The 26628-nt window shown below is 53.9% G+C and carries 14 protein-coding genes; 3 read left to right on the top strand and 11 right to left on the bottom strand.

The genetic code is table 11. The features are described 5' to 3' along the window. Positions 1-185 precede the first annotated feature (185 nt). The 5 genes from MKY86_RS10860 to MKY86_RS10840 form a co-directional block, all read right to left on the bottom strand. Positions 186-1247: an ABC transporter substrate-binding protein gene (locus tag MKY86_RS10860; RefSeq protein WP_340826869.1), complete on the bottom strand. Its 1062-nt coding sequence runs from the start codon at positions 1245-1247 to the stop codon at positions 186-188. A gap of 89 nt (positions 1248-1336) precedes the next feature. Beyond that, the gene (yjfF, locus tag MKY86_RS10855; protein ID WP_076073788.1) at positions 1337-2305 is read right to left on the bottom strand and encodes a galactofuranose ABC transporter, permease protein YjfF; all 969 of its coding nucleotides are present in this window, start codon (positions 2303-2305) and stop codon (positions 1337-1339) included. Beyond that, on the bottom strand, positions 2295-3335 hold the full coding sequence (locus tag MKY86_RS10850) for an ABC transporter permease (RefSeq protein WP_340826867.1): 1041 nt from the start codon (positions 3333-3335) through the stop codon (positions 2295-2297). The genes yjfF and MKY86_RS10850 overlap by 11 nt, the downstream gene beginning before the upstream one ends. 7 nt (positions 3336-3342) lie before the next feature. Further along, positions 3343-4854, bottom strand: a complete 1512-nt coding sequence (locus tag MKY86_RS10845) for a sugar ABC transporter ATP-binding protein (protein ID WP_076073786.1) — start codon at positions 4852-4854, stop codon at positions 3343-3345. 305 nt (positions 4855-5159) lie between these two features. Further along, the gene (locus tag MKY86_RS10840) at positions 5160-6200 is read right to left on the bottom strand and encodes an ABC transporter substrate-binding protein (protein WP_036729933.1); all 1041 of its coding nucleotides are present in this window, start codon (positions 6198-6200) and stop codon (positions 5160-5162) included. A gap of 269 nt (positions 6201-6469) precedes the next feature. Between MKY86_RS10840 and MKY86_RS10835 the strand changes: the two genes are divergently transcribed. Genes MKY86_RS10835 through MKY86_RS10825 form a run of 3 tightly spaced genes read left to right on the top strand, consistent with a single transcriptional unit; the run spans position 6470 to position 10832 of the window. Beyond that, complete coding sequence (locus MKY86_RS10835; RefSeq protein WP_076073783.1) at positions 6470-8272, top strand: cache domain-containing sensor histidine kinase; 1803 nt, start codon at positions 6470-6472, stop codon at positions 8270-8272. A gap of 2 nt (positions 8273-8274) precedes the next feature. After that, a complete protein-coding gene (locus MKY86_RS10830) occupies positions 8275-9873 on the top strand; it encodes a response regulator transcription factor (protein WP_076073765.1) in 1599 nt (532 codons plus the stop codon). Further along, a complete protein-coding gene (locus MKY86_RS10825; RefSeq protein ID WP_340826865.1) occupies positions 9870-10832 on the top strand; it encodes a sugar ABC transporter substrate-binding protein in 963 nt (320 codons plus the stop codon). The genes MKY86_RS10830 and MKY86_RS10825 overlap by 4 nt, the downstream gene beginning before the upstream one ends. 3 nt (positions 10833-10835) lie before the next feature. Here the strand turns inward: MKY86_RS10825 and MKY86_RS10820 are convergent, their stop codons facing one another. The 6 genes from MKY86_RS10820 to MKY86_RS10795 form a co-directional block, all read right to left on the bottom strand. Then, a complete protein-coding gene (locus MKY86_RS10820) occupies positions 10836-12191 on the bottom strand; it encodes a hypothetical protein (protein ID WP_143803492.1) in 1356 nt (451 codons plus the stop codon). 522 nt (positions 12192-12713) lie between these two features. Further along, entirely contained in the window at positions 12714-20828 is an 8115-nt protein-coding gene (locus tag MKY86_RS10815) for an endo-1,4-beta-xylanase (RefSeq protein ID WP_083684304.1), read from the bottom strand. Between the two features lie 306 nt (positions 20829-21134). Continuing rightward, positions 21135-22052, bottom strand: coding sequence for a carbohydrate ABC transporter permease (locus MKY86_RS10810; RefSeq protein ID WP_076073755.1), 918 nt, complete (start codon positions 22050-22052; stop codon positions 21135-21137). Positions 22053-22067: 15 nt separating this feature from the next. Beyond that, a complete protein-coding gene (locus MKY86_RS10805; protein ID WP_340827793.1) occupies positions 22068-23027 on the bottom strand; it encodes an ABC transporter permease in 960 nt (319 codons plus the stop codon). Positions 23028-23082: 55 nt separating this feature from the next. Beyond that, the gene (locus MKY86_RS10800) at positions 23083-24765 is read right to left on the bottom strand and encodes an ABC transporter substrate-binding protein (protein WP_076073750.1); all 1683 of its coding nucleotides are present in this window, start codon (positions 24763-24765) and stop codon (positions 23083-23085) included. A 133-nt stretch (positions 24766-24898) separates the two neighbouring features. Further along, a complete protein-coding gene (locus MKY86_RS10795; protein WP_076073747.1) occupies positions 24899-26623 on the bottom strand; it encodes a sensor histidine kinase in 1725 nt (574 codons plus the stop codon). Positions 26624-26628 lie beyond the last annotated feature (5 nt).

Below are 26628 nucleotides of genomic sequence, written 5' to 3'. Positions count from 1 at the left end.
AATTTTTTGTAAACCCTTTCAATCGGATGCGTTACTTATGCCGGAAGCTCACAATCCTCCCCTCTTATTGAATTACTTGAATGAATCTACTAATATTTGTTATTCGAGATCATCTTAATATACTTCTGCCCAATGAACAATGTAGATTTTTGTTTGAAAAGTTGAAATTTTTTGGTTTTTTTGTCTTAATATTTGCGGTTGTTGATCTCTATTACAGCCAGCTCCTGGGTGTATATATCCTCCGGGGTCACCATCCGCTTCGGCAGGGTCCGGCCGGCCATAATCTCCTTCACGGCCTGCATGAGCAGAGGCCCGAGCAGCGGATTACATTCGACCACCGCGTTGATGCTTCCCGCCACCATCTGCTCGAATGCCCGCCGCGTCCCGTCCACCGACACAATGATTATATCCTCCCCCGGCACAAGCCCGGCCTCCTTAATGGCCTCTACCGCGCCGATCGCCATATCGTCATTGTGGGAATAGAGTACGCGGGGCCACTTCTCCTTCGGCTGCTGCAGGAAGGTCTTCATCACCTCATGACCACCGCTGCGCGTGAAATCCGCCGGGGCGCTCAGGGTAATCCGCAGGTTCGGCTGATCCGCGATCAGCTTACGGAACCCTCGCCCGCGGTCGATGGACGGCGTTGAGCCTACGGTTCCCTGCAATTCGGCAATGCGGATCTCTTCGCTGTGATGGCGCATCTTGTCCCTCACATACTTGGCCGCCTTCACCCCTTCTTCGTAGAAGTCAGAGCCGATGAACGTGACATAGAGCGAGCTGTCCGGTACATTCACTGAACGGTCCAGGATAATCACCGGAATTCCGGCCTGCTTAATCTCCAGCAGAATCGGCTCCCAGCCGGTCTGCACCACAGGCGCAATGGCGATCACATCGACCCCGCTGCGGATAAAAGAGCGGATGGCCTCGAACTGCTGCTGCTGATCCTGTTCGGCGTTCTTCAGCAGCAGCGTAATCCCCGCCTCCCCGGCGGCTTCGCGGATCGAGGCGGTGTTCGCTTCCCGCCAGGTACTCTCCGACCCGAGCTGGGAGAAGCCCAGCACGATAGGCTTGTTGTCAGCGGCACTCTCCGCTGCGGATGGCAGCAGGCCTGTAAGGGCCGCAGGAGAAGGCTCGGACATGGGAATCGACTGTGGCCCGCCGTTATTTCCGCCACCCGTGCAGCCGCCCGTCAGCATCAGTGTTAGGACGAAGAACAGCAGCACCAGGCACTCTTTTACCGTTCGCAAGCAGATCCCCCCTTCCATATGATAGCGATTACAATTATATAGCAATAAAATGGAGAGACAAGTATAATTTGTCTCTCCATGCGGAGTGCTTATTCTTTTATAGTCAGCCGCCTGGAGCTTAGCACCCGCTGCAGCAGGATGAAGATGAACAGCAGCAGGCCGATGACGATCTTCGTCCACCAGGAGCTGAGCGTGCCCTCGAAGCTGATAATCGTCTGAATTACGCCTTGAATCAGTACACCGAAGAAGGTGCCCAGCACATATCCTACACCTCCGGTCAGCAGTGTGCCGCCAATGACGACCGCCGCGATAGTGTCCAGCTCGAAGCCGACGGCATGAAGCCCGTACCCCGACAGCATGTAAAAGGTGAACACCACGCCTGCCAGCGCCGAGCATAGCCCGCTAAGCGTATAGACCAGCACCTTGGTTCTCGCCACAGGCAGCCCCATCAGCAGTGCCGATTGCTCACTGCCCCCAAGGGCATACACATTGCGCCCGAACCGGGTATAGTGGGCCGTGAAGATAGCGGCTGCTACGACAAGTATAGCGATAACAGCGCTAATTGAGAGGAAGCTGCCGCCCGGCAGCGGAATTCGCGTCTGGGCCATAGCGGTATAGAAGGTGTTATCAATAGTAATGGTATCGATGCTGATCACATAGCATAAGCCTCGGGCCAGGAACATTCCGGCCAGTGTGACGATGAACGGCTGGATGGAGAAATAATGAATAATCGCTCCCATAGCCGTGCCGAATACCGCACCCATCAGGAGCACAAGCGGGATCACCACGGCGGGCGGCCAGCCCTGCTGCTGTACCAGGCTCGCCGAGACCATTGTGGATAACGCAATCACCGAGCCGACCGACAGATCGATGCCGCCGGACAGGATGACGAAGGACATGCCCACAGCCGTGATTAGCAGAAAGGCATTGTCCACCAGCAGATTCATCAGCACCTGGAGAGAGAAGAACCCGGTGTACCGGAAGGAACCGGCGGTGAACATGACGATGAACAGCAGAATGGTGACAACAATCGGAATATACTTGCGGTTAAGAGGCATGACGGCTCATCTCCTTCTCAGCGGGGTAATGCCGCGACTTCCAGCGGGCGGCAATCGCGGCGCGGAAGGTATCCGACTGGATCAGACAGACGGCCAGGACGACACAGGCCTTAACAACCAGCGTAATCTCCGGCGGGACGCCGATCATGTAGATGGTTGTGGTCAGCGTCTGGATGATCAGCGCTCCGATCACGGTGCCGGTAAGATAGAAGCGGCCGCCGATCAGCGACGTCCCGCCGATGACCACGGCGAGAATAGCGTCCAGCTCATACCAGAGACCGGCATTATTGCCGTCAGCGCTGGAGACATTCGAGCTAAGCAGCAGGCCGGCGATACCGGCGCATAAGCCGCAGAACACATAGACAGACAAGATAACTAAGTGGGCACGGATGCCGGACATCTTACTGGCGGCCGGATTGCAGCCCACCGATTCGATGAACAGGCCGAGGGCCGTCCGCCGGGTAAGCAGCAGAGCGATCACCAGAACCAGAGCTACGACAAAAATAGAGAAAGGCAGCGCCGCCAGTGAACCGGACCCGATGTACGCATACTTGGTGCTGGTTACCGTAATAATCTGTCCGCCGGTAATGAGCTGGGCGATGCCTCTTCCCGCAACCATCAGAATCAGCGTGGCAATAATCGGCTGAATCCCGGCCCCGGAGACCAGCAGTCCGTTCCAGGCCCCCAGCATCAGGGACAAGCCTGCGGCGAGCAGCACCGAGGTCAGGATCAGCCCCAGACTGTTCTGATCCGCTGCTCTGCTGATGCTCAGACAGGCGATGGCGCCTGAGATGGCTACTATGGAACCGACCGACAGGTCGATCCCCTTGGTAGCCACTACCAGCGTCATCCCGATAGCTACCAGAATCAGCGGGGCACCGAAGTTCAGAATATCGATCAAGCTGCCGTATAAATGCCCGTCATGGACGGTGATCGAGAAGAAATCCGGCGAATAACACAGGTTGAACAGCAGCAGTGCAGCCAGAACGCACAGCGGCCAGAATAAATGATGCTTCATTATTGAGCTCATGATCGGTTCAGCCTCCCGCAATCGCCTGCATAATCTGCTGCTGGCTCATGTCCTTCTCTGAAATTTCCTTCACCTTGCGGCGGTCGCGCAGAATGGCGATCCGGTCGCTGACCCGCAGCACCTCCTCCAGCTCCGAGGAGATGAACAGGAACGACATCCCCTGCCGGGAGAGCGTCAGCACCAGCTTCTGAATCTCTGCCTTGGCTCCGATATCGATGCCCCGCGTCGGCTCATCGAGGATGAACAGCTCCGGCTCCGTCAGCAGCCAGCGGGCCAGCAGCACCTTCTGCTGATTGCCGCCGCTGAGGTTCTTGATCAGCTGGTCCGGGCTGGGAGGGTTGATATTCAGCATGCGGATGTATTCTCCGGCCAGCTCCTCCTGCCGCTTGCGCGGGATCGTCTTGAACATCCCGTCCTTGGCCTGGAGCGCCAGAATAATGTTCTCTCTTACTGTCAGATCGCCGATGATCCCCTCGGTCTTGCGGTTCTCCGAGCAGAAGGCGATCCGCCGTCCTATGGCTTCCCGGGGGGAGTGCACCCCGCCGCCAGTTGACGGCAGGATCACTTGCCCGAAGTCCGGCTTGTCGGCACCGAACAACAGGCGTGCCGCCTCCGTCCGCCCGGAACCCAGCAGCCCGGCCAGTCCGACGACCTCTCCCTTACGGATATTCAGGTCGAACGGCTCGATTCCGCCCCGGCGGCCCAGCCCTTCCGCCCTCAGCAGCTCTTCGCCCAGGCTGTTCTTGTCCTGTGCCGCAAGCGTTGGCAGCTCATCCAGCAGATTAAGCTCCTTGCCGATCATTTTGAGTACGAGATCCAGGCGGCTTAGCTCGTTCGCCATGTATTCACCGACCAGCTCGCCGCCGCGCAGAATAGTGACCCGGTCGGAGATTTCATACATCTGGTCCAGAAAATGCGTCACAAACAGGATCGACAGCCCCTCCTGCTGAAGCTTCCTCATAATGCGGAACAGCTGATCCACTTCGTTCTGATCCAGGCTTGAGGTCGGCTCATCGAGAATCAGCACCTTCGCCGAGATATTCAGCGCTCTGGCAATGGCAACCAATTGCTGAACCGCTACAGAGTAGCTCTGTAGAGGCAGGGTGACGTCAATGTGCAGATTCATCCGTTCCCGGAGCAGCTCATCTGCCCGCAGGTTCATCTGCTTCCACTGGATGCAGCCGAACCGCCGCGGCTCCCGGCCGATGAAGATGTTCTCGGCGACCGTCAGGTTGGGGCACAGATTCACCTCCTGATACACGGTGCTGATGCCCGCAGCCTGCGATTCCTGCGGGCTGCGCATGGAGATGGCTGTGCCCTCCATCTCCACAAGGCCCTCGTCAATCGAATAGACGCCGGTCAACACCTTGATCAAGGTGGACTTGCCGGCGCCGTTCTCGCCCATCAAGGCATGAACCTCGCCGGGGAACAGGCGCAGACTCACATCTGTCAGAGCTTTCACCCCCGGAAACCGTTTATGGATCCGGGTCATTTGCAGTATGGGCTGCTGTGTGCTCATAGCTATATCCACTCCTTCTTCTCCATAGACAACCGCTCCGGCGGTTCAAGGACCGCCGGAGCAAGTTTTCTACCCGACTTACTGCTATATAAAACACACTTAAGGTTTGAACTCGAAGCTTGGTCGTCACTGCGGTGAACATTTGGACTTCCGGCCGCTGCCCTTCAACAGATTTCCTGATTTAATCCGCTCTTCGCGGTTGAAATCCGTTGACAAAGGCGGACGCTGCCGCTCCTCCAGTTCCAAATTTCCCCTCCGCTTCTTTTTGCTTTTCGTTAATTTCTTTAGTGTGTCTTATATAGTATTTAATACTGGCGGCTAGGCAAAGCTTCCTTGGCCTGCTCGGAAGTGAAGGTTGTCTCCTCGGTCACGATCCGGGCCTCTACCGGCTTGCCGTCGACCACATCTTTAACTACCTGCATCAGCTGAGGTCCAAGCAGCGGGTTGCACTCGACGATGAAGTTGATTTTACCTTCACTGGCCGCCTGCATGCCGTCCTTCACGGCATCGACAGAGATAATCTTGATATCCTGGCCCGGCTTCAGACCTGCTGCTTCAATCGCCTGAATCGCCCCCAGCGCCATATCGTCGTTATGGGCATACAGCACATCGATATCCTTATTGGCCTTCAGAAAGGCCTGCATGACTTCCTTGCCCTTGGCGCGGGTGAAATCGCCGGTCTGTGAAGCAATGACCTTGAGGTGCGGGTTATCCTTAATGGTCTCGGCGAAGCCTGCCATCCGGTCATTAGCCGGAGCTGAGCCTGTAGTTCCCTGCAGCTCTACAATGTTAACGTCCTCGGAAGCGTCCTTATACTGCTCAGTCAGCCACTTCCCTGCCTTGCGGCCTTCTTCCACGAAATCGGAGCCCAGGAAGGTAACATACAGTGAGGTATCCTTGGAATCCACCGCACGGTCTGTCAGAACAACCGGGATGCCCGCAGCCTTAGCCTCCTTCAGCACCGTATCCCAGCCGGATTCTACTACCGGAGAGAAGGAGATGACATCGACCTTTTGCTGGATAAAAGAACGCAGTGCCTTAATCTGATTCTCCTGCTTCTGCTGGGCATCCGAGAATTTCAGCGTGTAGCCTGCTTCCTTGGCTGAATCCTGAATGGACTTCGTATTCGCGCTGCGCCAGCCGCTCTCCGCCCCAACCTGTGAGAAGCCGAGCGTGATGTCCTTGGCCTCTTTGGTGGCATTGGCCGCCGGCGCCTTCGTTGCTGCACTGTCTGTCTTACCCGCATCCGCCGCCGTGTTCCCGCCGTTATTGCTGCTGCATGCCCCTAACAGGGTCATGGACAGGGTCAGGGCCAGCACAGCCCCCACTTTTCCAAGCTTCTTCATATCTCCTTATTCCTCCCCCTTGACGTTCACCTTGTTCCGGTGTTGTGCCCATTATAGAACGCTTACAGAAGAGCATTATACGGGCAGCCTTTGGCGTTTACTTTCTAATTTTGGGTTTATTCCCTCCGAATAGGTATTTTGGTGTACTTTTTTATTCAAAAGGTGGATATTTTGTTTGCGCTTTCTTTTTTGTTTCGGTATTCCAATATTTGTTATAAAATAGAGTTAGGAACGGCATCTACTCTACTTGTGAAAGGGAATTCCCGATAATGCGGATTACACGCTGGATCTCCTCCAGTCTTAGAGCCAAACTGCTGGCTTTGTTCATAGTGCTGTCCACCATACCGCTGATTGCCGTCGGCCTCATTTCCTACCAGAAATCCTACCAATCCATTTCCAGTCACAGCAAGGCTTCAAGCATGCTTCAGGCCGAAATGCTGGGAACGAATATGGACAACCTGTTCAAGGATACCGAGCGTCTGCTGGAGCTTAGCAATAATCCTCAGGTCATCCACTTTCTGTTCTCACAGTCGGAGACCTATCAGGAGGCCAAGGACATTCTGCAGACCTTCACCCTCTACCGGGACACCTACAAGTATGAGAATGTGCTCAACATCAGCCTGATTAATCTGTACGGCAAAGGCATCAGCGAGCGCCGGGGAATCTTCCAGTCGGCTAGCAACCCGCTGCGCAATCCGCATTTTCAGGCGTTATCCCAGCATCCGGAGCTGATCCTCCGGGTGCCCCCGCCGCTGATAACCGGCTATGACCGGGTGGACGGATTCACCTACGGGGACGAGGGCGTGATCTCGATTATGACGGCGGTCAAGCAGCGGATTACGCATGAGGTCATCGGTTATATCATCGTGGATCTGAGCGATTCCTTCATTAAAGAGTTCTGCGACAAGGTGACGATCGGCACTACCGGATTCTTCTACCTGCTGGACGAGCAGAACAATCCCCTCTATGTTCCTCCTGTGAGGGCGGGAGAACTTGCCGTTATTCAGGACAACCTGATTCCTGCGGGGGAACGCGGCAGAAGCGGCAGCTTCGTGCTTCAGACGGGCGGACCGCCCCGGTTCATCGTCCATACCTCCTCGCTGGCAACAGGCTGGACGATTATCGGCATAGCCCCGCTGCAGGAGATCGTGGCCGAGGCGAACCGGATCAGGCAGCTGATTATTGTGAGCGTGGCCTTAAGCATTATTTTTGCGATCACGCTCCATTATCTGTTGACCCGGCGGCTAACCCGGCCCATCCAGCTGCTCCAGCACAAGATGCGCCTGACCGCAAGTGGCTATCTGGAAGCCAAAGTCAAGCCGGACGGTACCGATGAGATCGCCGATCTCGGGCAGAGCTTCAACATTATGGTGGAGCAGATCAAAGAGCTGCTGGCCCAGAGCATCCGTAAGCAGCAGCAGCTGCAAAAGGCAGAGCTGCGGACGCTTCAGGCGCAGATTAACCCTCATTTTCTATATAACACGCTGGATTCTATTGTCTGGATGGCGGAAGCGGGGAATCACGATGGCGTGATCCGGCTGGTGAAGGCGTTATCCGCGTTCTTCCGGCTTAGCCTCAACAACGGGCGCGACTGGATACAGATCCGCTCCGAGCTTGCCCATGTGCAAAGCTATCTGATTATCCAGCAGATGCGCTACCATGACATCCTGGAGTTCAAGCTGGAGGTGGCGGAGGAGCTGCAGGAGTATCCGATTCTGAATATGACCCTGCAGCCGTTGGTCGAGAACGCCCTGTATCACGGAATCAAGAATAAGCGGGGCATGGGACTGATCCGCATCGGCGCGTACACCGACGGAGGCTCCATTATGCTTACGGTCTCCGACAATGGCATCGGCATTCCCGCCGGGCGGCTGGAGACGCTGCGGGAATCGATCGAGCATCCCATCCAGTCGGAGGAACCCGAGGACACCGGCCAGGGCGGCTTCGGTTTGCAGAATGTGCATCAGCGGCTGCGGCTGTATTTTGGACCCGAATATGGTATCCGTCTGGACAGCTCGGAAGGCTATGGCACACAAATTACGGTTCGCATACCCAAGAACAGGGGGGTCTAGTGATGAAGAAGATTATGCTGGTGGATGACGAGATCCTGATCCGCGAGAATATAAGGGAATGCATCGATTGGGAGAAGGAGGGCTTCCTCTATTGCGGTGACGCTCCCGACGGTGAGCTGGCGCTCCCTATTATTGAAGCGCAGCTGCCCGACATTCTGATTACCGATATCAAAATGCCGTTCATGAACGGCCTGGAGCTTACCTCTGTCGTCCGCCAGAAATTCCCGCAGATCAAAATCATCATTCTCAGCGGCCACGATGACTTCCAGTATGCCCAGCAGGCGCTGCGCCTGGGGGTCGAGGATTACTGCCTGAAGCCGTTCAGCGCAGCCGACCTGCTGGAGCTTCTGCGCAGCGTCAGCGCCCGGATTGATGAGGAATTACGGATCAGGCACAAATATGCCTACACCCCCGAGAATCTGTTCGCCGATCTGTGCGGAGGCCTGATCAGCACCGCTGCCGCCTACGAAGCGGCGGCCCAGCTTGAGCTGCAGTTAACAGCTCCTTACTACGCCGCCGCTATATTTACTCTGCATCCGCCCAATATGGAGGAGTCCCCGGAGCTTCCCCCCGCTTCACCGGATGCTGAGGCGCTGTTAGCGGGCCTGCTCAAGGAGGCGGCCGACAGCTTCATCTACAAGCGCAGCCGGATGGAGATGGTTCTGATCTATAAAGGCAGTGATCCGCTCCGGATGAACCATACTCTGGATGACCTGTGTGCGGCTGCGAAGCAGCGGCTGAGGGAAAGCTGCGGGCTGGAGCTGTCCGTCAGCCGGGGCAAGGTCTGCGAACGTCTTCAGGGCATTCACCTCTCCTATCTGGAGGCCGAGAATGACCGGATGTTCAAGCAGATGTCCAGAATGCATTCCGCCGCCATGCTTGAGGCGTATTATGACCCTAGCGCCCATGGGGTTCTGCTCGACAGAAGCCGGCTGGTCCAGTTCCTGAAGTCAGGCGACCACAGGCAGATGTCAGGCTTCCTGCTGGAGCTGTCCAAGGAGCTTGAACAGATGAACTGGAACTCAGGATATGCCTGTTACCTGATGAACGATATCACCCTGGAGCTGGTGCAGACGGCGAAGAACGGGTTCCGCGCAGCCGCGGGCTACGCCGGCATACTCCAAGAATTGCAGACAGAGCTGAAGCAAATCTCCAGTAGTGATGACGGCCTTCAGTATCTCAAGCAGCTGTACGAGCGGCTGTGGGAATGGCGGTCCGAAGGAGCAGACAAGCACCGTGAGCTGATCGACCGGGTGAAGCAGTATATCCGTGAGCAATACGACAAGGAGCAGCTCTCCCTGAATGACATCTCCAAGGTGGTCAGGGTCAGTCCCAGCCATCTGAGCAAGACCTTCAGTCAGGCGACCGGGCAGACCATCACGGAATTTCTGACGGCTACACGTATGGACCGGGCCAAGGAGCTGCTGAAATCCACGGGGCACAAAACCTTTGAAATCGCCTATCTGGTCGGCTACAACGATCAGCATTATTTCTCCAATCTGTTCAAAAAAGTAACGGGGATGACGCCCATGGAATTCCGCAGGCAGGGAAATACCGGGGAGCAGCTGCACACGATCCGCAGAGGGGCGGGAAATGCGTGAGCGTAAACAGGCTTAGGGGATGGTCCGTGGTTCTCCTGCTGCTGACGGCAGGCTTCCTGCTTGGCGGCTGTCTTAAGGCAGCCGGAGCAGCGGATATTCCTGAGAAGACAACGGGAGATTCTCCGTTAAGTGCAGGTGAAGAACCTCCGCTGACCTTCGGCATTATCTACCCTATGGTGAATGCCACTTACGAGATGATCACCGGAAAAGCGGAAGCGGTAGCCCGGAAGCATAATGTAGAGCTGCTGGTCCAAGCTCCCGATGAAGCCAATCTGGAGCAGCAGATCCGCATCATGGAGATGATGATTAAGCGGGGGGTAGACGGCATTGCGATTGCTCCGGTGGATTCGCAGGCGCTCACCGCCATGATTAACAAAGCGGCCGCCCAAGGAATTCCTGTGGTCTGCTTCGAATCGGATTCGCCTGCCAGCCGGAGAGCAGCCTATATCGGGGCGGATAACCGGGCAACCGGCGCAGTGATGGGACAGACGGTGGAACGTCTGCTAAGCGGCAAAGGAATGATTCTGGTGGAGTCCGGAATGTCCCGGATGCAGAGCACCCGGGAACGACTGCTGGGACTTCAGACTTACCTGACTCAGCATACGGACATTGATGTACTGGAGATCCGTCACAATGACGGCAGTGAGGAGCGGGCTGCCGGGCAGCTGGAGCAGATGATCTCGGATCATCCCCATTTCAGCGCACTGGTTAATCTGGATTTCGTCTCCAGCACCAGCTCTGTCCTGGTCTGGAAGGCCAAGGGGCTGAAGCGTTATAACCTCGCCCTCGGCCTGACCCCAGCCTTGCAGCAAGCGCTGGATAACGGCCAGATTACCCGCGTAATCTCACAGAACGAGCAGAACTGGGGCGAGGATATTATTAACACACTGCTTCTACAGGCCAAGAGTGTAGACACAGCCAAATGGATCAACACTGATATTGCGATTATTGGGGAGTAGCTATTAATAAGACCCGGCGCTCAGCTTCAGAATCGTGCCGGTGGAAGCCGGAAGGACGTCGGCATAGCTCCCCAGTCCAAAATAGAAATCGCCACTCTGTTCCTCGAAGGAACGGGCGAACGTATCCCGGCTGAAGTGGAAGACCTCGCTCCAGCCTTCCCCGCCGGCTGCGAAGCTGGCGGTGCTTTTGCGGTAGACGTAATTCGTATATTGTCCCGAGGCTTCCTTGACATAACCGAGCACATACACCGTCTCCCCGCGCTCCAGAATATCCATAGGCACTACAGCAGAGTCAGGTAACAGCTCCTTGCGCACATTCTGGAAGTTGGCCGCTGCCGAGTACAGCCCTTGCGGGATAGATTGATGGTCGTTATAGATCACACCCGGAATATAGAGCAGCCGGTCATTCACCGGGGTCGTACGCAGGAGCTTCAGCCAAGGCTGGCCGCTGACACCGGGAACATTCACTTCACCCGCTTTGATAACGAAGCTGAGACCCGGGAACAACTGGGTACTGGTAAAAGTCAGCTTGGACGTCTGAATTCCCCCGCTTGTGCTCTGCTTGATGGAGGTCATATACCCCTTTTCATTTGGAATCCCCTGGGTCTTCCCTGCCGTGGCTGAGGACGCATACAGTGTATCGCCCAGCTCGAACAGATTGTAGGCACGCATAATCCCGTACTGCGAGACGGTACCGAAGCGGGTCCAGGTGCTGCCTCCGTTAGAAGATACGTAAATCAAGGGCCCTTCGTTAGCGCCCAGTGCTGCGTACAGCTTGCCTTTGTAGTAAGCCATATCGTATACATGGATGCCTCCGGGAATGTTCATGTATTGGTCCCAGTGATCCCCGTTCAGGCGATAAAAATTCCCGTAAGCCCACCCTGGTACCCTGGAGTCATGTCCGGGAATATACAGCTCCCCATTCAGCACCTTGAAAGTGTCGATCTGCTCATCCATGACATAGACATTGGTGGTCACCTTGCCTGTCGCCGGGTTCGTATACGTAACATCCTGCACAGAGAATTTATTCTGGGCAAGATCCCAGTAATAGATTGGAACCGGCCCCGCATTGGGCGAAGGCGCATTGTTGCTGCTGTTGCCGTGGCCCAGATAGATTTTGCCGCCAAAAAGCTGCATGTCCCAGACATTACGCGCATAAGCCGCTTTCTTGAACGGGCTGCCCAGCACTGTAATGGAAGAACTGACGTCCACAGTAGCCAGAGCTGCTGCCCCTGTCCCGATCACCTGTCCACTCTGGACAGGCGAACCCAGTACCTGCTCCCCTCCCGCATATGATACAGCACCCAGCAGCATAAGCCCCGTACACAATCGGCTTATATGTCTTATTACTCCACGCATAGTAAATCCTCCTAATCTTTGGAATGAAGCAATGATAAACTAATTATTTGTAAAAAAGAAGATGCAGAGGAAATATTAGTACTTCCGGTATAACAGCAAGGTAAACGCGTAGCGGCAGGTCTGGGCGGGAAGACCCAGAGTTGCGGGATGCGGGATGCCCGATGCTATGTATTAGAGAGGATGAATAGTTGAGTAATTCAAGCAGTAAACAAATGGAAAAGTGTATCTTAATTCGCCGGTTTCCGTGAAATGTCCGGAAGCAAGTGGATAAACAGCATCTAATTTTTCCAGTTTCGCTACTTTGGATGAAATGGGATAAATTAAGTGTATTTTTTCCAACTGCTATTGTAATAGAGTCTATTGGTTCATCAGCAAGTGTACATTATCCAACTAATTCCGTTCTTGTTAGCCTTCATACTACTCAAAAAACCCTCCGGCCAGCCAACGTCTATCCCATCTTCCGATGTCTGTAGACGTTGACTGCCATAAGGGTTGTGCTTCTACGTATCTAACTATGGAGTGTTACTTCTGCAATATCCGGAAGATCATGACAGCAGCTTCCGCCCGCGTGGCTGTTCCAGTGGGATGAAGGGATTTCCCGTCTCCCCGGACAATTCCCTCTTGGACCAGTGCTGCTACACTATCAATGGCATACTTCGCCACCTTCATTCTATCTGTGTAGCCGACCAGGTCTCCGGCACTGCCGCCGGCAGATAATTTGTTCACCACCTTCAAGGCTCTGGTTGCAATCACCATCATATCCTGCCGCGAGATTTCGCCCTTCGGATTGAATTTGCTGCCGTCTGTTCCATTGATAATCCCCAGCTGCTTCGCAATACTGAGCGCTTCATAATAGTAGGCTCCCTGGCTTACGTCTGCAAAGCCGGAACCGGATTCCGCTTCGAGACCCAATGCTCTCACTACCAGCAGCACAAAGTCCGCTCTCGTAATGTTCTTCTCCGGGCTGAAGGTGGCCGCGGAGGTTCCTTGGATGATGCCCAGACTGTACAGTGTGTCAATCGCCTCCGAAGCCCAGCTGTATTTGGCACCTACATCTTTGAACGGGCTGCTTGGCACTGGTGTCTGCGTAGGTGCTGGTGTCTGTGACGCAGCTGGTGTACCTGTTGCTCCCGGCGTCGATGTTGGTGTCGGTGTTGGCGTAGCTGTTGACGTTGGTACTGACGTCGGTACTGGCGTCGGCGTAGGTGTTGGTCTTGTTGTTGGTGTTGGCGTCGGCTCAGACGGACCGCCACTGTCTTTCAGCGTAGTTACAGAGAGGGCAGGACCATTATTGCTCCAGTTCCCGGCTTCATCCCCGGCCTGCACCGAGAAATGATACTCTGTTCCCGCAGCAAGCCCGGTTACCTCGTACCGCAGCTCTGTTCCAGACAACGCAGCGATTTCCTCTGCCCCCCTATAGACTTTGTAGCCGGTCACTCCCGTATCGTCAGCAGCCCGCGTCCAGGTTAGTGTCAGACCGGATGCTGTGATCCGTGAGGCTTCAAGCTTGCTTCCCTCCATCCAGACCGGAGGTGTGGTGTCGGTAGCAGGCAGTGTCGTTGCTGACACAGAAGGCCCACCCTCGCTCCAATTGCCGCCCGTGTCTCCCGCTTCTACTTTGAACGTATACTGCATACCCGGCTGTAATCCCGTTACTTGATGACTGTATACAGCACCGGTTACGGTCTCCGTATACACAGCATCTGTAACCGTAATCGGCTTATCTCCGGTTCCATTCGTAATCCGGTACCCGTAGATGCCGCTGTCATCTGTGGCCGTAGCCGACCAGGTCAGCGTCAGTCCGCTACTCGTGATACCGGAAGCGGCAAGCGTGCTTCCTTCCGCCCAGACCGGCGGCGTGATGTCTTCACCTCGAAGGGTGGTCACTATAACGTACGGTCCGTCCTTACTCCAGTTCCCCGCTGCATCGCCTGCCTCTACCTTGAAGGTATATGACGTGTTCGGCAGCAATCCAGCTACCTCATAACGATATACGGCTCCGGTTGCGGTCTCCACCGGCTCAATGCCTGTTACAAGCACCGGCTCGGAATCGATCCCGTTGTAGATACGGTAGCCGGTAACACCAAGATTATCCATTGCAGCCGGCCACGATAAGGTAACCCCTGTACGCGTAATACCGGTAGCTTCAAGCTTGCTTCCTTCAGCCCACACAGGCGGAGCTGCGTCTCCCTTGCCGCTGAGGGTAAGGTTGCCGAACACCTCTGTTGATTTTGCAGCCCGGCCCAGCAGATCATTCCAGGTAGCTACGCCGATCAGATTGGACCCGGTTGCATTGTTCACCTGCGCATCGAACCGGATCTGTGTCCCGTTCTCCGGCCTCAGTGTGCGGAATGGAATCTTCATCTCCACCGTATAAGCCGTCCCTTCGGTTACCGCCGCCGATTCAAATCCCGGTGAGACCGCCGGTGTCGAATTACTGAGGAACTTGAAGGACTGCTCCCCGGCATAGTTGACCCGGTATTGCCCGTCATCCTCTCGGTACGGCCAGGCGTTGATACGGTCTTCGTCCACATAAGCTTCCACGGAGTCCTGCTTCGTCTTATCCGTGCTGGCTTTGCTTAACTGCGTATCCTGGACCTGGAACAGCACATAGAGATTCTCTTCATCCCACAGCGTCCGGGCGGTTCCTGTGGTCTCCGCTGTCGCCATCAGATGATTGTCAATCCGGATCTCCGGCGCATTCGCCCAGAGGTCGTCTATGCTTCCATCAATGTCAGGGGTACCATACAGCGCCGTAGAGCTCTTAGTCTCTGGAGTCACATAGAGCGGATGCCCGGCCAGATACTTCTCAGGATCAAGGATGGCATAATACGCCGGCTTCGGTGCCAGCGAGCTGATGAACGGCAACGGATTCTGGCCTGCTCTCCAGCTCGCGCTGTCTGCATATCCCCAAAGGGTGACACGCGCGATTACATCCGCATGCTTCTTGTAGATCTGGAACAATTGGGCATACAGGTTCGCCTGCTTCTCTGCCCACTCTGCTGAGAGGGAATAATTCATGCCTGCCAGCACATCCAGCTCGCTGATGGAGAGCTCCACGCCCAGGGAAGCATATTTCTCAATCGCCGCTTCAACATTGGCAGGCTTGGTTCTCATGTCATAGTGGGATTGCAGCCCGATGCCGTCAACCAGTAGCTTGCCGGGATGGGCCAGCGCATAACGGTCATTGATCTCTTTGACCATGTCATAGATGGCATCCCGCTTCTCCGGGAAATCATCGTTGAAATCATTGTAATACAGCTTGATATTCCACGACGGATGCTCATCCAGCACTTCCCTGGCGGCAAGGAATGCCTGCTCTACAAAGTCAGGGCCGACAGAATAGTACCAAGGTGACTTACGCAGCGCATCCTTCCAGTCCGTTACGGCCGGAGGACCATCCTGCATCGCCTCATTGACCACATCCCAGGAGATCACCGAATCCTTGTAATGCTCCATGACCGTACGGATATGGGTTTTCATATTTGCCAGAGCCTCACTGCGGCTGAGATAGACCGGATTCCCCGTCCCATCCTTCACGGCATTGCCTGAGGCATCCACCTGCTGCGTGAACCACGCCGGAGTCTGGCTATGCCATACCAGCACATGCCCATGGACCTCCGCCCCCATCGCCCGGGATTTGGCAACCATATCGTCTGATTTGTTGAAGGTAAAATTACCTTTGGTCTTCTGCAGCGCGTCCGGCTTCATCTCGTTCTCGAAGGTCACGGCATTGAAGTGATAATTGAAGAACGCATTCTGCCCGTTGCCCGGATTAAGATCATTAGTGCCGGGTATATTGCCTAGCAGGAAGTCGTTCTTATACACTTCTTGGAGCGGAAGAATGCTCTCCAGACCAGTGTCTGTGAAGCTGAAATCATCGATATAGTAAGATGCAGTAGTGCTATTAGGGCTCTCTACATATAAAGTGACATCATCATGCAGATAACGATAGGTTCCCTCCAGCTTCACCCAGTCTCCGCTTGCACTGACCGTCTGTGTAGCCAGACTGACATAGTACGGCGTAGGTGCATTGACCTGTGCCGTCAGCTTGAGCTGTGCGCTTGCCGGGCTGATCAGCTTCACCCATACCGCCGCTTTGTACTCGTTGCCGATGGTGACGGTATCCTTGACCTGGACCGCAGGTCCGTCCGGGTTAGCCGCTCTGCCTGTGACCTTCAAGGCATAAGCGCCGCCCGTGGTATGGTTAGCTTCCTTGGTGACCTCCAGCTTCACGCCAGCACTTCCCTTCGGCTGGAAGCCCTGCACGGTCCCATCTTCGAAATCTCTTACCGCCTTCATCCCCGCTGCAATAGTGAACGGGCTGACCTTTACACTGACACTTCCCTTAGTTACAGTCAGCGTGAATCCGCCTCCCTGGAGAGTAATAGCGGTCTTCACTCCCAGTTGCTTCAGCGCTTCATTGCCATCCAGAATCGCCTGTGCTTTGGCCATCAGCTTAGTGTTGTCTTCACCCTCTACTGCATTAGGAACGGTAATCCGGTTGCCAATCAAGGCCGCAGCTTCCTCTACCGCCTGCTGATCTGCAGTAATTTCCCCCGTCTCTCCCAGGGTCTTCACCAGGGTAACCCCCGAGAAGGTGACTTTGAAGTCCGTTACAGCGCTCGTATTGGTTCCATACAATTGCACCTTGGCAGCCTTGAAGAATTCCGGAGTATACGTGGACGGACTGCCCATCGTGGTCCAGGAAGAGCCGCTGTTGGTCGAGAAATAGCCTTGCACCACATTGCCTTCTTTTACAATCCGCAAGAAATAATTAGTACCGCTCAGGTTAGTCTGGTTCGTATTGTTGGTGAAGGATTGGGTGCCAATTTTGCCTGAATTATTGACTTTGATATTGCTGCTGACCTTCCTTGCATTGATTCTGTAAAATTCTCCGCTTGCAGTAGCGCTGATGCCAAGTCCAACCTGGGCATTCTCACCCATGGACGGATCATTCAGCGGTTTGTCAACGGTGAGCTTCGCTGTCAGCGTCCAGTTGCCTTCAGCAGAGCCCGGAAGCTGCAGCATATTATGGCTGCCCGGATAGTCCGTATCGCTCTTCAAGGTCTGAATGGCCGCACCCTCCGCGCTATAGCCAAGGGCAGTCTGCGGATCAGCCGGATTGATGACTTCCCAGCCCGCCGGAAGGCCAGCCGCGAAATCAATGACTTCGTTCGTACTGAAGAAGATTTTATAAGTCTTGATCTGTTCTCCTTTGACGAACCGGACCACTGCCGTGCCTTGCGCACTGTCCGCCTGCGAGATACTCACAAGCTCAGCCGGATCGCTGGTTACCGCTGTAACCTTCGGAATGGCGTTCCCGGTGACTGTATATTTATATTCATGCTTCGCTTCGTCAAAATCAGACGGCTGAACGCCATTAATAAAGAGGTTGTGCGACACGACCGCCTCAGGAGTAAGCGACATTTGATCAGCATACAGGATGTTCGCATCCTTCGCATACACCGCCAGGACCACCTTCGCTGTGCCTGCGGGTTCCTCATACGTGAATGGCTGATTAGGCGTCTCATGCCAGTCCGCCACCTTCACATCCACGGGCTGGAAGGAGCTTAAGCTAAGCGGCCCGCCCTCAAGAATGCGTCCGATGAATTTGCCGCCCGCCCAGTATGCAGGATCACCGGCTTCACGGGCTGCGTACGGTTCAGGCATATCGCGGCCATTGATCGGAGTCATTCCGAGCTGATTCCCGTTCCCGTCGTAATACACCAGCGCCGCTTCGACATCACCCGGATGCTCTGCAGCAACATCATAGCTGTCCGGGCGGCTCATCATCGAGAGGAAGTATCCCTTGAAGTTATAGCTCTCTCCCTTGTTCAGCTTACCGGTAACATCCTGCCACATTCCGTCATACTGCTGCGCAGCATCGATGCGGCCAGCAAGCTTGCCGGAACCGGCAACCTTCGAGGTCGAGCTGTTCTTCAGGTAACGTGACAGCCCCGAATAGCTTTGTATGGTATCCGCCGTTAACACAGGTCCTGCGGCAGCAGGCTCAAAGGTTCCCTTGTTGTAACGTCCGGCAGACCAGTTGTCTGTATTGGAAGCGGTTGCCGTATCAAAATCCCCGTTGAGCAGCAGATTGCCCGGAATAGATACTGTAGAATTGTTGGCGGCAGTACTCCAGTCGGAATCGCCTGCTCCGAACAGGAAGCGGTCAACGGTGATCGTACCCGCAGTCCCGTTTGGTTCGGCCACAATATACAGATCCTTATGGCCGTAAGCACTAAGATCGCCTGTACCGACCATGTCCTGGAATTTGCCGTAGCTGTCATTGGCCGGTACCGGAATCTCTGCGACCCGCGTACCTTGGGACAGGATATCGGCGCTGCTGCCGGCAGCGGCCCCCACCGGAAGCACATAAGCAGCAAGCTTGCCTCCCTGCGCCGACTTCGTCTGGGCGGTAAGGTACAGCAAGTGTCTGCGGACCACACCGCCGTTCGCCGAGCCGTCTGCAAAATTCACATTGTTGTAAGCGAGGTATCCGCCTGCCCCCAGCGTCACTGCCTCATTGGCACGGCCCGCATTACCTGCACTATCGCCGGGCACGCTGTTGTCATTCCCCTCTGCTTCCAACGTGGAGAAGATATCGCGTTCCCCGTCCAGCCCCTGATAGGTGGCAAAGGTTCCCTTGGACGGAACAACCGTCACAACGCTTGCGGGCGGAATATCAATGACGAACTTGCCGCCCGATACAGGAATCTTACCCAGCTTCTTCTGGTTCTCGCTTCCCGAGGTGCGGAACACCGTTACACTATCTGTTCCTGCCGGGAAGTCCTTCAAATTGAATTCCAGCGGCTGAACGCTGTCATCGTTGTTGGCATTGGATACCGTCATCGAGAAATCACCCGTAGCCGGATTCTTGAAGCCGACCACATTCAGATCAGGCGCCGGTACGCGTGTAACCTCAAAGCGCACATCGCCGGGATTCATGAACCGGGAGAAATGCCCGTAGCTGTAAAAGCGCTTGAACAACCGGTATTCACCGGTCAGTGTGCTGATCCGTCCCGGCTCCTGCTGGGAGTTGGTCGTCACGAAGCGGATGAGGTCAGAGCCGTCTGCTCCGTTGCTGTCCCACATGCTCCACCAGACAAAGCCGGTGAAGCCCGGGTTGCTGGTGAACATATTGGTCATCAGATTAGACCAGCGCACGGCATCATTAATATTCTGATTACCGTAGCGCTGCGTATACGCTCCAGCCGAACCGTCACCGGTGTCCTGGTTCATGAATTCTGCCTGCCAGAGCTTATACTTAGTAAGATATTCGGGATACTTGCTTCCGTCCTTGGTATAATCCAGAGGATTCTTGGAGAAATCCCCGGTGTGGTACAGCTTGGTCTCATCCGTACCGATGCCAACTGTACCGTAGAGATGGGTAGTGAATACATCGAGATAGGGATTCTTGTCGAGCGCATTATCCGGGTCCGTCTGCGAGAACACCTCGCCGCCTCTGCTTAAGGAAGCGCCCAGATTGGTGCCGTCCACTGCGGCAAGCTGGGGAATGAAGTCAATGAGCTTGCCTTCCGGGTTCTTAATATCATAGAGGTCGCCGCCAGGCTGCATCGATTTTTTCAAAGCAGGTCCGATGTAACCGTTAATCAGTTCCGTAACGTAAGCAGCTGAGCCGCCCGCCAGATCGACTTCGTTGAAGGGATTGATGTGGGTAACCGGAATCCCATACTGCTCCCACATGCCGCGGATATAATTGACAAGATAATCTGCATAGGCCTGATAGTATATTTTTACCGGTTTTCCGCCAATGGTGGCGATGTCGCCACGGACAATTTTGCTGGGAGAATTGGTGTTGGACTGGCTCATCCAGTAGGGTACGGTCCAGGTGCAGGCGTAGAATTGCTTGACGCCATACTGCTGTGCCTGGCGCATGGTCCAGACCTGATCGATATCGAACAGCTCTTTGCGGGTACGCGGGGAATTCTTGATGACTACAGGCTGTTCACCGGGCTTACTGAGGAGATTGGTCGGGCCGCCGTCGTCATTGCCGATCGGCTGATTCCAGGAGGGATAATCCCATACAAAGTCTTGCACAGGTACAAGCGTTCCAGGAGCATGCTCCGGTTCAACCGGCCAGATGCTGTCGGTATTGCCGTCATAATAGCGGTTCTCCGCTTCGATCTTGTAGCCGTATTGTCCTGCTGTTCCACGCATGGGAATGGCATTCCCCTCAATGTCGAAGCCGGGATTATTCACATCGGCCAGGAGACTGGTGAGCGGGTTGAACCCCGGGCTTGCCGCAGTAGCCCCGGAAGTCGTCAGGCCGCCGTTGTCACCGATGATCACCCGGACAATGTCGTGACCTGTACCCTTCTGTTCACTGAAGGTCAGATCCAGCAGATGCCGGACCGTATCCTGATGGCCGGCCGAAGCGAGCTGCAGCATATGGACGGAATCCGTATACGCATAGGCGGCTCCTACACCATCCATCGTCTGATAGCTCTTGTACCAATCGGCGGTTACCTGTGCCGGAGCAATAGCAGCCTGCATGGCAGCAGCCGGAGCAGCTTGAAGCGGGTTAGAGAATGGCATAGGGGTAATAACGGATAGCAGCAGCACACCAGCCATTGAAACTGAGAGTGCCTTTCTCCTGATCTTTTTACTCATCCTAGAGATTCCTCCTCTTGTATGCGCTTACATTGTTTTGCCTGGTAATATCCTAACAAATCAGATTGTACATTTATAGAAGAAGGATGCACGATTCATTTTAAAATAACACTAAAACACTTTGATTTTTAACGATATGAGAACTTCATGTTAAAATCATGTATCCAGCTTGCCACTGCTTGTCGTTGTGCTATCAGGGAGATGCCTCCCGGATGTACAAACGGCTGCACCATCCTTGAACCAGGATGGTGCAGCCGCTTCAGCAAAAAATCGTATCTATATAGTCCGACATAACCATACCCGCAATCAGCCCTTCACCCCGCCGACCGTCATCCCCTGCACGAAATATCTCTGCAGGAACGGATACACCACCAGGATCGGCACACTGGCGATAATCGTCATTGTCGCCCGCAGCGAAGTAGGCGTTACCCTCACAGCATTTTCTGCGGATTGGTACGCGTCTACCGCCCCTGCAGTCGCAGAGGTGTTGGTGGTCTGCAGGATTTTCATCAATTCGTATTGCAGGGTACTTAATTTGATATTGGAGGAATTGTACAGAAAGACGTCGAACCACGAATTCCATTGCCCCACCGCGACGAACAAGGATACGGTTGCCATTGCGGGAATGGTGAGCGGCAATACCACACGGATAAAGGTAGTGAATTCTCCCGCACCGTCAATCCGGGCCGATTCCAGAATCCCTTCGGGAAGTCCTTCAATGAAGGAGCGGATAATGATCATATTGAACACCCCGATCACCCCCGGAACAATATAGACCCAGAAGGAGTCTGTCATGCCCAGATTGCGGATCAGCAGATATCCGGGGATCAGGCCTCCGCTGAAATACATGGTAATGACGAAGAACAGAGTGACAAACTTGCGCAGCACAAACTCCTGGCGGCTGACGGTGAAGGCCAGCATTGCCGTACAGAAGACCGACACCGCCGTACCAATCACAGTGCGCAGCAGTGAAACTAAGGTCGCATGATAAATCTCCGATTCTCCGAAGATATATTTATAGTTGTTAAAGGTCCACTCGCGCGGCCACAAATAAATACCGCCTCTCACGGCATCATTGGCGTCGTTGAAGGACACGGCGATCATATTAACAAAGGGATACATCGTGACAATCATCAGACAAATCATAAAGATTACATTGCAGATATCGAATATCCGGTCCCCCGGACTGGAGTTCCGTAAGCGGGACGCTTTACTTGATTGCATGACATAAACCTCCTTTTAGAATAATCTGCTTTCTCCCATTCTCTTGGCAATATGATTGGCGGAGAAGAGGAAGATAAAGCTGACTACGGTTTTGAATATGCCTGCTGCGGTCCCTAAGGAAAAGCTGCCCATTCCCAAACCATATTTCAGAACAAAAATATCCAGGTTCTCCGAGTATTCCAGATTCATCCCGTTCCCCAGCAAATATTGCGGCTCAAATCCGGATTCAAGAATGTTACCCAAATTCATAATCAGCAGGATAATGATCACCGGCTTGAGTCCGGGAAGCGTAATATTGAGCATCCGCTGAAAGCGGCCCGCCCCGTCGATTTCAGCCGCCTCATATTGAGAAGGATCGATTGCTGTAATCGCTGCCAAATAGATAATGGTGTTCCAGCCTACGTCTTTCCATACCTGGGTTCCCGCGAGAATCCCCCAGAAATAATTCCCTTTCCCCATCCACAGCACCGGTTTGTCCAGGAGATGCAGCTTCGTCAGCAGCAGATTCACGATCCCGTCGGGCGATAGCACGGTCAGCACTATGCTTGACGCCACAACCCAGGAGATAAAGTGCGGCAAATAGCTGATGGTCTGAACCACACGTTTAAACACAATATTTTTAAGCTCATTCAGTAAAAGAGCCAGCGTAATTGCGGTTACGAAGCCCAGCACCAGCTGAAGGGTGCTCATCACCAGCGTGTTGCGCAGCACCCGGTAGAAGGTGCTGTCTTCAAACAGAATCCGAAAATGCTTCAAGCCCGCCCATTCCTGCTCGGAAAAGCTTCTGGCCGGCTTGTAGTTCTGAAAGGCCATGGTCCAACCCCAAATGGGAAGGTATTTGAACACAAACGCCCAGAGGACGAATGGAATACACATGAAAGCCAGCGTTCTCTGCTGGATAAGGCGTTTGAGGAATGAACTGGTTTTATTTAAGCCCGTCCCCTTGTTGTTGAGGGATGGGCTAACAGAATTCACTGGTTTCTCCACTTGATCTTACTCCCTTCCGGCTCCCTGCTGATTAATCTCTATATCACCATTTACCGGCGACGCGGTCCTGTACCTTTTGAGTAATGAAGTCCTCATAGGTCTTCTTATCCAGCTTGTTGAGCTGATTCATGTAATCGTCCCAGTTCTTGCCGAAGTTGGCCGGTGTGTCCAGAATCATCGAAGGCAGGTGGTTCCGCTGGAGATCATCTGCTTTGGTGATGAACATCTGCTGGGGCGATCCCTGTTCAAGGGCAATCGACCACGCGGGGAACCATGATCGCTCGTCCGGATTGCTGAACAGCTCACTGAAGGTCTTCACCCCATATGCTGCAAGGAGCTTCTTGTCACCCTCCGTGTAGCTGAAGGTTGCCACCTCCGGCTGGCTGCCGGGACCATAGGCGTTGCCGTCCTGAAGAACAGAGGCGTTTCCATAACGGGGCCAGCTGTAATTGAAGTAGTCGAACCCGAATTTCATGCTCTTTTCCGGATCTTCATGCATTTGCCGTTGTTCATCGTTGGCATACGTGAAGCGGCCGTTCTCGTCAACTGCATAGCTCTGGTCCTTGATGCCCCATTGGACCAGAATCTGATTCTCTTCTTTCAGCAGGTTATCGAAGTACTTGATAATGCGGACCGGATCCTTGGCTTTGACGGTAATGCCAACCCCGTAATTGTTGACAAAGCCGGGAGGATCAATATATTGATCCTTCGTTCCTTTATCGAACACGATGGGCAACGATACATACCGTTTATCATCATTGCCGGCTTTCTTCAGATTGTTGGTTGCGTCCCCAACCTGCCAGGAGTAGCTGAAATAACCGAGGACGCGTCCGGAGGTCAGCTTCGCCAGATACTGGTCCTTGTTCATGGTGAAGGACTCCGGATCAACCAGCCCTTCGGCATTGGCCTCATTCAGCTTCCCGATCCACCGCTTCTGATATTCAGAGCCCGCCACCAGCTTAGCCTCATGGGTCTTCATGTCGATGATGGAGCTGCCGTCGTTAGGTGAGCCTGCCAAGTGCATGGCCGGATTCTGGAGGGTATAGAAGCTGCCCTGCTCACCGGCAAGAGTAGCGAAACCGATGGTATCCTTGCCCTCTATCTGAGGGTGCTTTTCCTTGTACTGCTTGATCAGGTCGAAATATTCATCCAGAGTGGTGATTTTAGGATAATTGAATTCCTTCAGTACAGAACGCTGGATATAGAACCCTGTCTGGAAGTTAGGCTCGGACAGGTAACCGATATTGGCTCCGTAAGGGAAGAAGTAGATTTTACCGTCCTTCTGTCTGAATTTATCAAAATAAGGGCCATAAACACGCTTGATGTTGGGTCCATACTTCTCAATCAGATCATCCAGCGGAATGAAGGCCCCTGCTTCCATCAGCTTGGCCATTTGGCCGCTGGAATCAATAATGTCAGGATAATCACCGCTGGCAATCATCACTCCAGCCTTCGTATCCCCATCGCCAACCAGATATTCAATGTTCCAGTCCACGCCGGTTTGTGTCTGCAGCTCTTTCCCGATCGTGGTCTCACTGCCCAGGACCTGCTTCTTCGGCCCGCCAAAGCTGAAATACTTGTACGTAACCGCTGCGTTATCTTCTTTTCCTTGATCCGTGGTACTGTTCGCTGCACTGTCAGACGAGTTATTGCCGTTACCGCAACCTGCCAAAGTCGCCGCCAACACGAGTGCCAAACCAGCGGTCATAATCCTGCTTTTTAACATTTCGACTAAATCCCCCTTATGATTCTTAAATTCCTTCAATGCTGTAAGCTCTTTCAATATAACAAGTAAACGCTTTCTTGATTACCCAACAAACCATACCTCATACTTAGAAAAACATATCCAAGTACATTCCTCATCCCGGCTTCTCTTCCATAACAGGAAGCGAAATTTCAATAGATGTCCCCTCCCTGTAGCGGGCATTCATTGAAAAAGCAAAGCCCTCCCGATAACAAAGCTTCAGACGGCAGTACGCGTTCTTCATCCCGACATGCTCGCCGATATCGTCGCCATCCTGCAGATACCGGTGAAGCTCCTCCAGCTTGTCTGAATCCATGCCGATCCCGTTATCCTGGAATCTGAAGATCAGCCTGTCCGCCTGCAGAGTGACTGAGATTACGATACTCCCCTTATCCGGACTTGATTCAATGCCATGGATACTGGCATTCTCTACGAACGGCAGCAGAACCATCTTGGGAATCCGCAGGCCGAGTGCTGCCGGTTCAGCAACAATGCTGTATTCCAGCTTGTCACCGAACCGGTATTGCTGGATCGTAAGGAAGCTCTCAATCAGCTCCAGCTCCTCGCGGACGGTAACATCGTTATGACTCCAGGAGAGCGATTTGCGGAACATTTTGGCCATATGCTGGATGATCTTCGCGGTCTCCTTCTCCCCCTTGATGATGCTGCGCATACGGACCGATTCCAGAGAATTGAACAGAAAGTGGGGATTGATCTGGCTGTGCAGGGCATGAAGCTGGGCCTGCTGCTGCTTCAGCTCCAGATTTTTCTTCTGAATATCTGCCACATAGACCTCATTGATCAGACTGTTGATCGTCTCGGTCATCCGGTTGAATTCGGCGGTCAGCTGTCCGATCTCATCTCTGGCATCTTCCGGGGGAATTGTCTCGAAGTTCTGCGCCTTCACCTTCTTCATATGCCGCAGAATCCGCACCAGCCGCACATGAATGGACCTCGACATGACGGCTATGATGATCGTTGGCAGTACAAAGTTGATGCATGCCAGCCATATAACAAAGGACCGCGACTTGCGGACCTCCTTCAGCACGCTTTCCTCGTCCATCACGCCTTTCAGAGTCCAGCCCTTTAGATAATTAATGTCACTGTACGCTTCATCAAAGATCCGGGAGCTGCCAGGAAAGCTGATCTCATGAAAATAAATATCCTTCGTGAGGTTCGCCGTCACATTCCCGAACTGTACTCTGCCCTGAGGGTCCACCAGATAGACCTGGCCGTCAAATCCGCTTCCCTCAAAAATCTGGTGAATCTGCTCCATATTCAGGTCAATCTTGACGAGCTGCTCGAAGCCGCCGGTATTGTAATTATTCAATCTCTGAATCAGGCTGAACTTCTGGTCTGTATAGATAAAGGTTGGATAGGAAGCAGAGGAGGCCAGGGAACGGGTATACCAGCCGGACTTTCGGATCTCGCCGGTTAACCGGTCCATATAGCCGGAGGCTAAGATGGTGGGATTATCCGTATATACCTGATACCAGCGGACCCCCTGCATATTCTCATCGGCAAGCGCGCCCCTCAGGTAGGAATTGAAGGTATCCACATAGTCTTTCTGGCTGGTGAATTTACGGGTAATGGTTTTGTTGAAGATGGAATCGGTATACAGGGAATACGAAAGTCCGACCCCCTGATCGATTGTCACCCGCAGGTCGTTTTTCAGATTATTCAGTGCCATGTCCGCATCGCGGATTTTTTGATTACGTATATTGGATGTGGTCACGTTATAGAACACTACATTGGTCAGTACGATAGGAATGAACACGGACAGCATATACATCAACAGCAGCTTGTCGCGCAGCTTCAGGTAATTCAGGAAGTTCTTCATAGGCC

It is taken from the genome of Paenibacillus sp. FSL R7-0333 (assembly GCF_038000365.1).
In the GTDB taxonomy this organism is placed as follows: Bacteria; Bacillota; Bacilli; order Paenibacillales; family Paenibacillaceae; genus Paenibacillus_AQ; species Paenibacillus_AQ silagei.
Note: the sequence above shows the minus strand (reverse complement) of the source record. Positions and strands in the feature narration are given on the sequence as shown.